This window comes from Devosia sp. A16, assembly GCF_001402915.1.
GTDB lineage: Bacteria > Pseudomonadota > Alphaproteobacteria > Rhizobiales > Devosiaceae > Devosia_A.
In genome coordinates, this window is record NZ_CP012945.1 from 584149 (window position 1) to 597307 (window position 13159).

Annotated in this window: 10 protein-coding genes and 1 tRNA gene; 9 read left to right on the forward strand and 2 right to left on the reverse strand. The window is 68.6% G+C overall.

What is annotated here, in order from left to right; translation table 11 throughout:
* Positions 1-200 precede the first annotated feature (200 nt).
* The 3 genes from wecB to APS40_RS02905 are packed head-to-tail and all read left to right on the forward strand — an operon-like array spanning position 201 to position 3494.
* Complete coding sequence (gene wecB / locus APS40_RS02895; RefSeq protein ID WP_055045627.1) at positions 201-1355, forward strand: non-hydrolyzing UDP-N-acetylglucosamine 2-epimerase; 1155 nt, start codon at positions 201-203, stop codon at positions 1353-1355.
* On the forward strand, positions 1348-2706 hold the full coding sequence (gene wecC / locus APS40_RS02900; protein WP_055045628.1) for a UDP-N-acetyl-D-mannosamine dehydrogenase: 1359 nt from the start codon (positions 1348-1350) through the stop codon (positions 2704-2706). The genes wecB and wecC overlap by 8 nt, the downstream gene beginning before the upstream one ends.
* Positions 2703-3494, forward strand: a complete 792-nt coding sequence (locus tag APS40_RS02905) for a WecB/TagA/CpsF family glycosyltransferase (RefSeq protein WP_055045629.1) — start codon at positions 2703-2705, stop codon at positions 3492-3494. Before wecC ends, APS40_RS02905 begins: the two co-directional genes overlap by 4 nt.
* A 379-nt stretch (positions 3495-3873) precedes the next feature.
* Here APS40_RS02905 and APS40_RS02910 read toward each other — a convergent pair whose 3' ends face one another.
* Positions 3874-5313: a lipopolysaccharide biosynthesis protein gene (locus APS40_RS02910; RefSeq protein WP_055045630.1), complete on the reverse strand. Its 1440-nt coding sequence runs from the start codon at positions 5311-5313 to the stop codon at positions 3874-3876.
* 357 nt (positions 5314-5670) lie between these two features.
* On the opposite strand from APS40_RS02910, the gene APS40_RS02915 reads away from it, so the two are divergent.
* The 3 genes from APS40_RS02915 (at position 5671) to APS40_RS02925 (ending at position 9334) form a co-directional block, all read left to right on the forward strand.
* Positions 5671-6768: a glycosyltransferase family 4 protein gene (locus tag APS40_RS02915; protein WP_055045631.1), complete on the forward strand. Its 1098-nt coding sequence runs from the start codon at positions 5671-5673 to the stop codon at positions 6766-6768.
* A 95-nt stretch (positions 6769-6863) separates the two neighbouring features.
* On the forward strand, positions 6864-7859 hold the full coding sequence (locus tag APS40_RS02920; protein WP_055045632.1) for a lipid II:glycine glycyltransferase FemX: 996 nt from the start codon (positions 6864-6866) through the stop codon (positions 7857-7859).
* A gap of 59 nt (positions 7860-7918) precedes the next feature.
* The gene (locus APS40_RS02925; protein ID WP_055045633.1) at positions 7919-9334 is read left to right on the forward strand and encodes a phenylacetate--CoA ligase family protein; all 1416 of its coding nucleotides are present in this window, start codon (positions 7919-7921) and stop codon (positions 9332-9334) included.
* A gap of 82 nt (positions 9335-9416) precedes the next feature.
* On the opposite strand, the gene APS40_RS02930 is transcribed toward APS40_RS02925, so the two are convergent.
* Positions 9417-10655, reverse strand: a complete 1239-nt coding sequence (locus APS40_RS02930; protein ID WP_055045634.1) for a glycoside hydrolase family 5 protein — start codon at positions 10653-10655, stop codon at positions 9417-9419.
* Between the two features lie 113 nt (positions 10656-10768).
* On the opposite strand from APS40_RS02930, the gene APS40_RS02935 reads away from it, so the two are divergent.
* The 3 genes from APS40_RS02935 to APS40_RS02945 all read left to right on the forward strand — a co-directional run bounded on the left by APS40_RS02935 (position 10769) and on the right by APS40_RS02945 (position 13158).
* Complete coding sequence (locus tag APS40_RS02935; protein WP_055045635.1) at positions 10769-12682, forward strand: heparinase II/III family protein; 1914 nt, start codon at positions 10769-10771, stop codon at positions 12680-12682.
* Between the two features lie 52 nt (positions 12683-12734).
* Positions 12735-12811, forward strand: a tRNA-Met gene (locus APS40_RS02940).
* 128 nt (positions 12812-12939) lie between these two features.
* On the forward strand, positions 12940-13158 hold the full coding sequence (locus APS40_RS02945) for a hypothetical protein (RefSeq protein WP_055045636.1): 219 nt from the start codon (positions 12940-12942) through the stop codon (positions 13156-13158).
* Position 13159 lies beyond the last annotated feature (1 nt).

Genomic DNA, 13159 nt, shown 5'->3' on the forward strand with positions numbered 1-13159 from the left:
TGCTACTGCCACGATTCCGCCTTAGCCGCGGCCTGTAGCGCATAGCATCGTCGGCTACAAACATCGAAATGCATATGGGTAAACGCGTTTTCGGTATTAATCATAGCTTAAGAGTTATGGCGACCGGAGGACCGAGTCAGGAGTATGTGCTGCAGCATCAACGCGTAGGTGACGCGTGACATTTCGTAGTGCGGTGCGACATGAACTTCCACTCCCCTCCTGAACGTCCCCGGCGGCAGCGCCTGTTGATCGTGTTCGGCACCCGGCCGGAGGCGCTGAAGTGCTTTCCCGTAGCGCAGGCGGCGCTGCAAAGCCCGCATTTCGATACCCAGGTCTGCGTCACCGCCCAGCACCGCGAAATGGTCGACCAGGTGATCGCGCTGACCGGCATGCCGGTGGATTACGACCTCAACGTGATGTCGGCGGGCCAGACGCTGTTCGACGTGACCTCCAGGGTGCTGCTCGGCATGGCCGAGGTGCTCGAAAAGTCCAAGCCCGACATCGTCATGGTGCAGGGCGACACCACCACCGCCATGACCGCGGCGCTGGCCGCCTTCTACAAGCGCATCCCGGTGGCCCATATCGAGGCGGGGCTCAGGAGCCACAATATCGACAGTCCCTTCCCCGAGGAGCTGAACCGGCTGATTGCCGGCAACATCGCCACCTGGCACTTCGCCCCCACTCCCGAGGCGCGGGAAAACCTGATCGCCGAGGGCAAGGACCCGGCGCGCATCTTCGTCACCGGCAACACGGTGATCGATACACTGCTGCATTTTTCCGGGGCGCTGGACGAGGACAAGCTGCTGAGTGCCGAGCTGGCGGCGCGCTTCCCGTTCCTTGATTCAAAACGGAAGCTGATCCTCGTAACCGGCCATCGGCGCGAGAATTTCGACGGCGGCATCGAGCGCATCTGCACCGCGCTGAAGGTGCTGGCGACGCGCGGCGACGTGCAGATCGTCTACCCGGTGCACCCCAACCCCAATGTGCGTGGCGTCGTCAACGCGGCGCTCGCCGGGGTGCCCAATATCCACCTGATCGAGCCGCAGGATTATCTGCCGTTCCTCTACCTGCAAAAGCAGAGCTACCTGGTGCTGACCGACAGCGGCGGGGTGCAGGAAGAAGCGCCGTCGCTCGGCAAGCCGGTGCTGGTGATGCGCGAGAACACTGAGCGTCCCGAGGGGGTGGCAGCCGGCACGGCCCGCCTCGTCGGCACCGATATCGACCAGATCCTTTCCAACGCCAACCGCCTGCTCGACGACCCGGCCGCCTATCGCGGCATGGCCGAAAAGCACAACCCATATGGCGACGGCCGGGCCAGCCTCCGGATCGTCGAGGAGCTATCGCGGCATGTCTGACAAGAGCACTGAAATCCGGACCGTTTCCGTCATCGGCATGGGCTATATCGGCCTGCCGACCTGCGCCATTTTCGCCAGCCGCGACCTCGACGTCATCGGCATCGACGTCAACCCCTCGGTGGTCGAGAAGGTCAACCGCGGCGAGATCCACATCGTCGAGCCCGACCTCGACGGGCTGATCCAGAAGGTGGTGGCCAATGGCCGGTTGCGCGCCTCGACCGCGCCGCTACCGGCCGACGCCTTCATCATCGCCGTGCCCACTCCGATCACCGAGGACCACAAGCCCGACATCAGCTACGTGCTGTCGGCCGCCCAGTCGATCGCCCCGGTGCTGAAGTCCGGCGACCTGGTGGTGCTGGAATCGACCTCGCCGGTGGGCACCACCCGCACCATGACGGCGCTGCTCGCCGAGCTCCGCCCCGACCTGAAATTCCCGCACGCCCATGGCGAGGAGGCCGACGTGCTGGTGGCCTACAGCCCCGAGCGCGTGCTGCCGGGCAAGGTGCTGACCGAGCTGATCAACAACGACCGCTCGATCGGCGGGCTGTCCAGGCGCTCCTCGGCCCGCGCGGTGGAGCTCTATTCGAGCTTCGTCGCCGGCGACCTGTTCATCACCTCGGCCGAGAGCGCCGAACTGGTGAAGCTGACCGAGAACGCCTTCCGCGACGTCAACATCGCCTTTGCCAACGAGCTGGCCGCGGTGTGCCAGGACCTCGGCCTCAACGTGTGGGAAGTGATCGAGCTGGCCAACCGCCATCCGCGCGTCAACATCCTGCAGCCGGGCCCGGGCGTCGGCGGCCACTGCATCGCGGTCGACCCCTATTTCATCATCGACGCGGCGCCGGACAGCACCCGCCTGATGAGCTCGGCCCGCCGCATCAACTCCGAACGGCCGCACGCCGTGGTGCGCGAGATCGAGGCGGTGCTCGACCCCACCCGACGGCAGACGGTTGCCTGCCTGGGCCTGAGCTTCAAGCCCAATATCGACGACGTGCGCGAAAGTCCGGCGGTCGAGGTGGTGAAGCTCCTCGCCGACCTGCCCGGTATCAGGCTGATCGCCGCCGAGCCACACATCCAGGCACTGCCGCGCGAGCTCGAGGGCAAGGGAATCGTCTTCACCGATGCGCTGAGCGCCATCGACAAGGCCGATATCGTGGTGCTGCTGGTCGACCACCGCCAGTTCTCGCTGATCGACCCCGAGGCGCTCAAGGACAAGGAACTGATCGATACCCGGGGGCTGTGGACCTGGCGCAAGGCCAAAAAGCCCGATGCCCGCATCGAAGGCAGGAAGGCGCGCGAGGATCGCCAGCGCGGCTTCCCGCTCCGCCGCGTCACGGATCGCGCGGCATGAGCGAGGACACCCAGAGTTGGCGTGAGCATCCGCTGCTCGCCGAGCGCCGCCGTGAGTTCCTCGGCTCGCCTGTCCATGCCCTGACCATGTCCGAGACGCTGGCCCTCGCCAACGAGGCGATGGCTCGCCGCCGGCCGCTGCACCACACCGTGGTCAATGTGGCCAAGCTCGTGAACATGAAGCAGAATGCCGAGCTGCGCGAGGACGTGGCCAGCGCCGACCTGATCAATGTCGATGGCGCCGGCGTCGTCTGGGGCGCACGGCTCTGCGGCGTCGAGGTGCCCGAGCGGGTGGCCGGCGTAGACATCATGACCAACCTGTTCGCGCTGTGCGCCCGCAACGGCTATCGGCCCTACCTGCTCGGCGCCGAGGCGCACGTCCTGCAGGCCGTCGACATGCAACTCGCCAAGGATCATCCCGACCTGGTGGTCGCCGGCATGCACGACGGCTATTTCAAGCCGGAAAACGAGGCGGCGGTGGTCGAGGCGATCAATCTGAGCAAGGCCGATTGCCTGTTCGTCGCCATGCCGACCCCGCGCAAGGAGCGGTTCCTCAAGCAGTATCGCGACGTCCTGACGCCGAGCTTCGTCATGGGCGTCGGCGGCAGCTTCGACGTCTATGGCGGCAAGGTCGCCCGCGCCCCGGTGCTGGTGCAGAAGCTCGGCCTCGAATGGCTGTTCCGCGTGGCGCAGGAACCGCGCCGCCTGTGGCGCCGCTACTATGAGACCAACACGGCCTATGTCGGCCTGCTGTGGCGCGAACTGCGCCAGCGCCGCCGCTCGGCCTGAAAGGCAGGTTCCGGGGGAGCGAGGGGCCCGTGCCGGGGGAGCACGGGTCCCTCTGCTATTTGGCTGCACTGCGATGGTCCAGTCGGCGGCCCCTCCCCCGTAAACACAGGGCAATCGCATATGGCTTTGGAGGGCACCTCTTGCCTTCTCCCCTTGTGGGAGAAGGTGCCCGAAGGGCGGATGAGGGGTCCGCGCAACGAAGTGTAGCGCGACCTGAGCGTAGCGAGGGGCGACTGGGTACGCGGAGAGAACCCCTCATCCGGCCTTCGGCCACCTTCTCCCACAAGGGGAGAAGGCACTCCAACTACTGTCCGTGCTCCATATGCGGATCGCCCGCCCCGTAAACGGAAGGCAGTCCCGACTGCCGAGTTTTGAGGCCTCACGCCATCCCCAGCTTGGCCCGGAGTTTCCCCGCCAGCGCCCGCGTCTCCTCGGGGTGCAGCAGCGACTGCAGCCCCAGGAACACCAGCCCGCCGGCGAAACCGCCCGCCATCAGCTTGAAAAGCGGCCAGGTTTCGCCTAGCAGCGCGCTGGCGGTCCAGGCGGCAAGTCCGCTGGCTGCGGCGACGCCGAGCGACAGCCCGAGATCGGCCCAGGGGATCGGCACCGGAGTCAGCCGGTGGCTCACCGCCCAGGCGGCGAGCAGCCCCACCAGCGTGCCGCCGCAGAGCGCCAGCGCCGCGCCGATCTCGGCATAAGCGGGGATCAGCAATAGCGACAACGCCACGGTGGCGGCCGAACCGGGCGCCAGCGCCACCATCTGCAGCCACGGCTTCTTGTGGGCGTGAAACACGTTCTCGAACACGAAGCTGGTGAAGTTGGTGCCGAGCACGCTGAGCGCGATGATCGGGAACAGCAGCCCCAGGTTCTGGTGGTAGTCGGCCGGCAGCAGCAGCCCGCCGATCTCGTTGGGCAACGCCACCAGCATGGCGACGACCGGAAAGGTGAGGCGCGCCATCATCGCCATCTGGTGGCCGAGGAACCGCCCGGCCGCGGCCGAGCCCTCGGTATCGAAGCGGCTCACCAGCTCGGGGAACGCGCCCATGTTGATGGCATTAGAGATGGTGTCGATCGGCTGCCGGGCCAGCGCATAGACGGCAGCGAACACCGCCACGGCGCCGGCATCGTAGTAAAGCTTGAGCAGCACCCGCTCGGCGCTGTTGAGCCCGAAGCTGATGATCGCCACGGCGATCAGGGGGATGCCGAGCGCCAGCAGCTCGCGATGGCTGAAGCGCGAGGGGCCGATGACGGTGCGGCGCCCCGCCAACCCCAGCGCGATGCTGCCGGCAATCAATACGCCCAGGCTCGAGGCCAGCGACACCGCAAGGAAGCTGTTGCGGAAGGCATAGATGGCGCCCACCGCGAGGCCGAGCTGCAGCACCGCGCGCAGGAACTCGAGCAGCGAATAGGCGGTGTGCCGTTGCTGCATCTGCAGCAGCGTCAGGGCAAAGCGGCTGAGCGCCCCCACCGCGAGATAGGTGCCCACGGCCAGCGCGAACTCGACCCAGCGCTCGGGCGCGACGAGAAACGAGCCCGCCACCGAGACCACGAGGCCCAGCAGCGTCGTCACCACCAGCACGCGCGCCGCCAGCCTGACGCTGCCGCGGCTGATCTCGCCCTTCCCCCCCAGCCGGAGCAACGCGATGCGCAGCCAGCTGCTGACGGCGGAGTCGGTGAGCTCCCCCACCGTGACCACCAGGGTCAACAGCCCATACTCGGTCTGGTCGATCAGCCGCGTGGCGATGATCAGCATGAGCAGCGCGGAAACGCGCGTCAGCAGGATCGCCGGGGCATAGATCAGGGTCGAGCGCAGCAGCACGGAATGGGCACCTAAGGGTCTTCAGCTTCGCTTAACCCTTTCGGCCCGCCTCCGACAGCGCTTTGGCGCGAGGTGGTGAATCCCGGCAATTGTATCGAGTTACTTGGGTAGCGCCGGCCGTTCCCTGATCCTCCCCCGCGTGGCGGGGGAGGGGATGAGGCCAGAGGCCTCACCCCGGGGGGACCAGCGAAGCTGGTGGAGGGGGAGCCAAGAGTCACCGGTGATCTCCTGATCCCCCCACCAGCTTCACTAGTCATCCTCCTCGCTCGTGAGCGATCAACTGAGCCCAGCACACGCTGTAAACCTTGACCCCAGCCTTCGCTTCCCCCTCGTTGCTGCGGACGCTATGGCTCGCTCATGCTGCAGCGCAACGCCCAGACCAAACCCCTCGACGTACTGGTCGCGACCCCCTCGGGCGGCGCCGGCCAGGGCGGCATCGATCGGGTGATGGGTGGGCTCAGGGACGAACTGAGGCGCCAGGCGCCCGCCGGCTTGACGGTGCGCTTCGGCGCCACCCGCGGCAGCGGCCATATTGCGCTGTCGCCGCTCCATCTGGGCAGCTTCCTCTTGCGCATGCTCGGGCTCAAGGCCGCCGGCAGGCTCGATGTGGTGCACATCAACCTCGCCAGCGCCGGCAGCACCTTTCGGAAGCTCCAGGTCGCGCGCGCCGCCCGCTGGCTCGGCGTGCCCTATGTGCTGCACCTGCATGGCGGCGACTATCCCAATTTCTGGAAGCCCGACGACAGCCGGCTGAGCCGCGCCATCCGCCGGATGTTCGCCGGCGCGGCCCGCATCATCGTCCTGGGTGAAACCTGGCGCCGCTTCGTCAGCAGCCGCGCCCCGGAAGTGGCCGACAAGATTGTCGTTCTGCCCAATGCGGCGGCACAGCCCAGCCTGCCGCATGTCGGCGGCGGCGAGCGCGTGCACATCCTGTTTCTCGGCCGCATCGGCGATCTGAAGGGCGTGCCGCAACTGGGCGAAGCGCTCAACCGCATGCGGCATCTCGAGGGCTGGCGCGCCACCATTGCCGGCGATGGCCATGTCGAGGCGGCGCGCGCCAAAGCCGCCGAGTACGGCCTCGCCGAGCGCGTCGACCTGCCGGGCTGGGTCGATGGCCAGCGGGTCGCCGAGCTGATCGCTTCGGCCGATATCCTGGTGCTGCCCTCGTTCACCGAGAACCTGCCGCTGTCGATCATCGAAGCCATGGCCTCGGGCCTCGCCGTGGTCGCGACCCCGGTCGGCGCGGTGCCCGATATCGTGAGGGACGGCGAGACCGGGCTGCTGGTGCCGGCCGGCGACGTCGAGGCGCTGACCGCCGCCCTGACCCGGCTGGCCGAGGACAAGCCGCTGCGCGAGCGGCTGGGGGCGGCGGCCCTGCAACTGCATCGCGAGCGCCTCGATCTCGCCCCCTACGCCCGCGCTGTCGCCGACGTCTGGTCGGCCGCGGCGCGTTAACACTAAGGTAACCTTTTGATTTCCAGTTCCGATGCCCGGGACTACCACCATCCGGCGCGCGCCGCGGGCTTCGCCGGCGCTTGGGAATGCGGCAAATGAGCTATGACGTCGCCGGCGCCGTCAGCAGGGTTTCTCCGGTGAAGACCGGCGAAGCGCGGGCGGCGATTGCCGTCCAGCTGGTGACCGACAGCGCGCGCTGGGACGAGCTCGTCACCGCCTGCCCCACTCCGCATCTGCCGCAGGCCTATGCCTATGGCGAAGGCAAGGCCGCCAGCGGTTGGACGGTGCGGCGCGCCCTGTTCGTCGAGGCCGGCCGCCCGGTGGCGATCGCCACCGTGCTCGAGCTCCGCCGCTTCGGCCTCCACCTCCTCAACCGCGTCAACCGCGGTCCGCTGTTTCTCGACGCCGCGCCCAGCGAGGCCGATCGGCTTGGCGTCTATGCGGCGCTCCGCCGGCGTTGGGGCCGGCTCTGGACCGCCCCGCTGCTGATCGCCCCTGCCCTGCCCTTCGGCCCTAAAAGCGATGCCCTGCTGCGCCGCGCCGGTTACCGGCTGCGCCACCGCCGCTCCTGGCAGTCGGGCCGCATCGATCTGAGCGTCGGCGAGGATGCGCTGTGGGCCGGGCTCGCCTCCAATTTCCGCAACCGGGTGCGCAATGCCGAGAAGGCCGGCGCCCGCTTGCGCATTGCCGAAGACGCCGAAACCTATGAGTGGATGCTGGCCCGCCATGCCGAGAACATGGCCGAGCGCGGTTTTTCCGCCGCCGGCCCCGACCTGCTGCGCGCCCTGCGCGATGCCGCACCGCAGACCGTATCGGTGTTTCAGCTGCTGCAGCGCGACGAGCCGGTCGCCGGCATGTCGGTAGTGCGCTTCGGCACCCATGCCGAATATCACGTCGGCTGGTTCGGCCCCGCCGGCCGCAAACTCAATGCCGGCAATTTCCTGATGTGGCAGGTGCTGCGCGAGATGCATCGCCGCGGCGTCTCGAGCTTCGATGTCGGCGGGCTGAAGCCCGGCGACGGCTATACGCGGTTCAAGCAGACGATGAAGCCGGTCGAGTACCAGCTCGCCGGCGAATGGATGAGCTGGTGAGCGAGGGGGCTGGCGATGAAACGCAGCGGGATGGCGCGCCGCGCCGAGGGGGAACTGGGATGAGCCTGATGGATGTGGCGCGCGGCGCCTATGTGCGGAGCCCCGAAGTGGTGCGGCGTTCGCTCGCCCCGCTGGTCTCGCTGGTGCCGACCGGGCTGAAGTTCGGCGGCAACTATCGCCGCTGGCGCGAGCGCATCGCCCGCGCCGCCGCCGACCCCGCCTATGCCGCTACCGAGCACCTCGCGGCGCTGCGCGCCATCGTCGGGCGCGCCCATGCGCTGAGCCCGTTCTATCGCGAGCTGATCGAGCGTGCGCTCGGCAGCGGGTTCGACGCCACGACGTTCGAGCTCGCCGACCTCCAGCGCCTGCCGATCCTGCGCAAGGAAGAGCTGCGCCAGGCCGGCGAGGCGGCGCTGACGGTGCCGCGCGCCGAGGCCGACCGCGGCGACACCAGCGGCTCGAACGGCGAGCGGCCGTTCACCTTCTACCTCGACAAGGATCGCAGCGCCCGCGAGATGGCGTTCGTCTACGACAACTGGAGCCGCATCGGCTTCACCGAAAAGACCGGCAAGGTCGTACTGCGCGGCTTCGGGCTCCATCCCAAGGGCACCAGCATCTCGCAATGGGAGCCGGCGCTGCGCGAGTTGCGCTTGTCGGTGTTCCCGATGACGCATGACGACGTGCGCACCTATGTCGAGCTGATCGACCGCTATGAGCTTGAATATCTCTACGGCTATCCCTCCGCGATCGAACTGATGTGCCGGCACATGTGCCGTATCGGCCGCGTGCCCAGGCGCCCGCTCAAGGGCATCCTGCCGATCTCCGAACCGCTCTATGCGCACCAGCGCCGCATCATCGCCGCGGTGTTCGGCGACGTGCCGATCGCCAATTTCTACGGGCTCAGCGAAAAGGTGCTGTTCGCGCGCGAGATCAACAGCGACGGCTTCTATCAGTTCGACCCGCTCTACGGCCGCGCCGAGCTGGTGGATGACGATGGCCGGCCGATCACCGAGACCGGTCGCGAGGGCCGGCTGGTCGGCACCGGCTTCACCGGCCGCAGCATGCCGTTCCTGCGCTACGACACCGAGGATCGCGCCACCCTGGTGGAGCTGCCGAACGCCGTTAACGGCCAGCGCCTGACGGTGGAGCGGCTGACCCCGCGCCGCAAGCCCGATTTCCTCGTCTCGGCCGACGGCAACCGCGTCGTCACCATCGATTTCACCCCAGAAAACCCGCGATACTTCGAGGGCATCGAGGAATACCAGTTCTACCAGGATCGGCCGGGTTACAGCACCATCCGCTACATTCCCACCGCCGATGGCGGCGAGGCCGACGCGCTGCGCGTCGCCAGCGGCCTGACCCAGCGCACCCACGGCAAGATCGTATTCGCCATCGAGCAGGTGGACCGCCTCGCCGGCGGCCGCGCCGGCAAACGCGCCTTCATCGACCAGCGGCTGGATATCTCGAAGTACTGAGAGAACCGGGCCCTAGCCTCTCCGTGCTCCTCCCCCGCGTGGCGGGGGAGGGTTCGCCACAGCCGCCGCTGTAATCTACGCCCTACAACCCCAGCGCCCGCAGCATCTCACGATCCGGCACCGCCGGGCCGCTGGGCGCGAGAACGCTCATGCCGTAGGGGTTGGCATATTCCCAGATCGCCCAGGCGATGCCGTTGGCCTCCGCCGCCTGCCGCGCGGCGCTCAGGTAGCGCAGCCGGTCGGCGTTGAAGGCCCCCATCCGGCCATCGGCGCTCATCAGGATGGCGCCGAACTCGCCCATGAACAGCCGCGTCGGCGGAATGCCGTTGGCCCTGGCCCAGGCCACCGCCTCGCCGATGCGCGCCGTGAGCTGCGCCTCGCCCCAGTCCTCGGCGAAATACGTCTCGATCGCTCGGCCAACCGCCGCGAGGTTCCGCGCCTGTTCGGCCTCGTTGAGTCCGGCCGCCAGCATGTGGGCCTTCAGCATTTCGACCGTCAGCTCGGCCGAGCCGGCGCTCGCCGGCCAGGGCAGGCCCGAGGCGAAATCGCCTTCGCTGTCGGCCCGCTGGTGCGTGAAGCTATGCGGTTCGTACATGTGGAAGCTGTAGAGGATATCGGGGTCGTCGAAGTCGGGCCGGATGTCGGTGAGCCCGGTGACGCTGCCGCCGCAGGCGCCGGTGGCGACGATGGTGATGTCGGCGCTGACGGCGCGGATCGCCGCGACCGTCGCAGCCATGATCTCCTGCCAGTCCTCGCTGCCCGAGGCATCGCAGGGGTAGTGCGCGGGCTCGTTATAGGGCTCGATCGCCACCCGATCGGTGCCGAGCGGCGTCAGCATCTGAGCGACCTCCGCCACCATGGCGATGTAGCCGGCGACCTGCGGAGAGCCGGCCGGCGCGTTGATCACGTCGGGGCCGTTTTGCGGCACCTGCGACACCGAGTGGAGGTTGAACACCACCTTGAGGTCGGCGGCGAGCAGGCGGTCGACGGCCTCGGCCAGCACCGCCAGCGCCTCGGCGCGCCGCGCCCCCGCGCTCGCCAGCAGCGGGCCGGGATCCACCGTCAGCCGCACATAGTCGAAGCCCAGCGCGCGCAGATCGGCAAAAGGGTCGGTCGCCGGCCAGTCGCTCGCCGGGCGCCCCCCTGCCTGCCACTCCGCGACCGAGCGATAGGGCGGCCAGCGATAGCTGCCGTCTTCGGCGAGCGGCGACCAGTTGAGCCATTCGTGGAGGTTCACCCCGCTTGCCAGCGGCAACGGCGCGGCCGCCGCGGCGCCGGCCAGCAGCAGCGTCAGCAGCATCGCTCTCAGGATCATCCTCATCGCCTTCTCCCCGCTTCCGCGCCGATGTTAACCGCCCCATGCGAAAGCCGGGTTTCGCCGGCGCTGAAATCGCCCTCTATGGTGTATGGGAGGTCAAACCCCGGGGGGCGCCGATGAGGCTCGGCTGGTATATCAACCGACTGCGCAGCATGGAGCCGGCCGAGGTGCTGCACCGCCTCGGCGAGGCGGCGCGCAAACGCGCCTCGAAAGGCCGGCACGAAGGTTGGGCCCGCTACCCCGCCGCCGACAGGCTCCCTACCCTCCCCGGCCTCGCCGAACGGCTGACGGAAGCGGATCCGGCAACCCGCGCCGCCATCGCCGCTGCCGCTGCCGAGACCCTCGCCGGCCGCTTCAGCGCCCTTGGCCGCCACTGGCCGCAGCGCGATCCGGCCGACCTCTTTCCCCTCACGCTGTGGCGCTTCGATCCGGTGACCTCGGGCGCCTGGCCGGGCCCCGAGGCCTATGCGCCCGACATCGACTTCCGCCACGACGGCCACCGCGGCGACGTGAAATATGTGTGGGAGATCAACCGGCTGCAGTTCCTCGTTGCCTTGGCGGCCGAAGTGCTGCTGGCCGAGAATGCCGAGGCGCTGGCCGCCATCGAGGCCGCCATCGCCAGCTGGCATGCCGCCAATCCGCCGTTTCGCGGCGTCGGCTGGGCCTCGGGCATCGAGGTGGCGCTGCGCGCCATCAGCCTGATCGTCACCGCGAGCCTCGTCGGGGACCGGCTGAGCCCGGCGGCGCGGCGGCAGCTCGGCGAGATCGTCGCCGCCAGCCGGTTCTGGCTGGCGCGTTTTCCCTCGCGCTTTTCCTCGGCCAACAACCACCTCGTCGCCGAACTCGCCGGCGAGTACCTGATCGGGCTCGCCCTCGGCGTCGAGCCGCAGGCCGTCCGCGCCGCGCTCATCGCCGAGATCGATCGGCAGATTCTCCCCGATGGCAGCGGCGCCGAGCAGACCCCGACCTACGCCGCCTTCACCGTCGAGCTGGCCTTGCTCTGCGCCCTGGCGGCGCGCGGCGCCGGCCGACCGTTCCCCAACACTTTCGACAAGCGGATCAGCGCCTTCGCCGACTTTGTTGATTCACTCGGCGACCCTACCCCGGCGCTAGGCGACGACGACGAGGGCCGGGTGCTGGCGCTTGGCGACGATGCCTCGGGCTATGCCCGCTCCGTCGCCGCGGCCATTGCCGGCTTCGTCGGCCGCCCCGGCATCGCCACCACGCCGGGCGACCTGCGCGCCGCGCTCTTCGGCCGCCCGCCTGCCGCCGCGGTGCCGCCCGAGGGCCTCACCACCTTTTCCGACGGTGGCCTCACGGTATGGCGCGGCCCGCTGGCCGGGCGTGCCGCCACGCTCACTTTCGACCACGGCCCGCTCGGCTATCTGTCGATCGCCGCGCATGGCCATGCCGATGCGCTTTCGGTGACGCTGTCGCTCGATGGCCGACCGGTGCTGGTCGACCCCGGCACCTGGCTCTACGGCTCGGGCGGCAAATGGCGCGACTGGTTCCGCGGCACCGCCGCCCACAACACGCTGAGCCTTTACGGCCACAACCAGAGCCGCATTGCCGGCGCCTTCAACTGGTCCGACAAGGCAGTGGCGCGCTGGCTCGGTCCACTGCACGCCAGCCATGACGGCTACCGGAAACTGTTCGAGGTGACGCATGAGCGTCGCATCGCGCTCGACGCCGACGGCTTCGACATCATCGACCGGCTGCTCGGCGGCACCGAAGAGGCCGAGCTCAGCTTCCAGCTCGCCCCCGATCTCGAGGCGCGCGCCCAGGGCGAGTCCGTCATGGTCGCCCGCGCCGGCGCGCCGCTGCTGACGCTGCGCTTCCCCTCCCCCGCCATCGCCATCGCCCGCGGCGGCGACACCCCGGGCCCCGGCGGCTGGGTCGCGCCGCGCTTCGGCGAAAAACGCCCGGCCGACCGTATCGTCTGGCGCGGCAATGTCGGCCCCGACGGGGTCGTCACCAATGTTCGCGTCGCAACGCCGGCAGCGCTTGACACCCACCCCCGCCAAACCTAAGAAGGCGCCGCGCATAGCGCCCCGCCGGCGGTTCGAACCGCCCGCGCTTCGGGGCGGAGTAGCTCAGTTGGTTAGAGCAGCGGAATCATAATCCGTGTGTCGGGGGTTCAAATCCCTCCTCCGCTACCAAAATTCGACCTGCTGAACCGTCGTCAGGTACTGATCCGCCGATCAGGGCGTGGTGGCTGCGCCGCTTCATCGAGTTCGGGCCGATCGTCTCTGGTGCCCTGTCCTGGTTCCTCAACCAGCCATCCGAGGTGCAGCAGACCATCCTCGCCCTTCTTCAGGGGAACTGGGTCACTGTAACACTCGGCACCATCATCACCATCGGCGGCGATGTCGGGTCCGTCATCAGCACCTGTCGCAACCAGGTGATGATCGACGGCCAGCAGATCCCGCAGAAGGTGGCGGTCGAGGATATCACCCGCACTGCCATCCAGAAGCGCAGCCGGACCCTTGCTGAACTGCTCGCCTAGA

What these genes read in the sequence shown, in the direction of transcription:
- wecB (WP_055045627.1), top strand. Translation starts at nt 201, where the DNA reads ATGAACTTCCACTCCCCTCCTGAACGTCCCCGGCGGCAGCGCCTGTTG.
- APS40_RS02935 (WP_055045635.1), top strand. Translation starts at nt 10,769, where the DNA reads ATGAGGCTCGGCTGGTATATCAACCGACTGCGCAGCATGGAGCCGGCC.
- APS40_RS02920 (WP_055045632.1), top strand. Translation starts at nt 6,864, where the DNA reads ATGAGCTATGACGTCGCCGGCGCCGTCAGCAGGGTTTCTCCGGTGAAG.
- APS40_RS02930 (WP_055045634.1), bottom strand. Translation starts at nt 10,655, where the DNA reads ATGAGGATGATCCTGAGAGCGATGCTGCTGACGCTGCTGCTGGCCGGC.
- APS40_RS02925 (WP_055045633.1), top strand. Translation starts at nt 7,919, where the DNA reads ATGAGCCTGATGGATGTGGCGCGCGGCGCCTATGTGCGGAGCCCCGAA.
- APS40_RS02905 (WP_055045629.1), top strand. Translation starts at nt 2,703, where the DNA reads ATGAGCGAGGACACCCAGAGTTGGCGTGAGCATCCGCTGCTCGCCGAG.
- wecC (WP_055045628.1), top strand. Translation starts at nt 1,348, where the DNA reads ATGTCTGACAAGAGCACTGAAATCCGGACCGTTTCCGTCATCGGCATG.
- APS40_RS02915 (WP_055045631.1), top strand. Translation starts at nt 5,671, where the DNA reads ATGCTGCAGCGCAACGCCCAGACCAAACCCCTCGACGTACTGGTCGCG.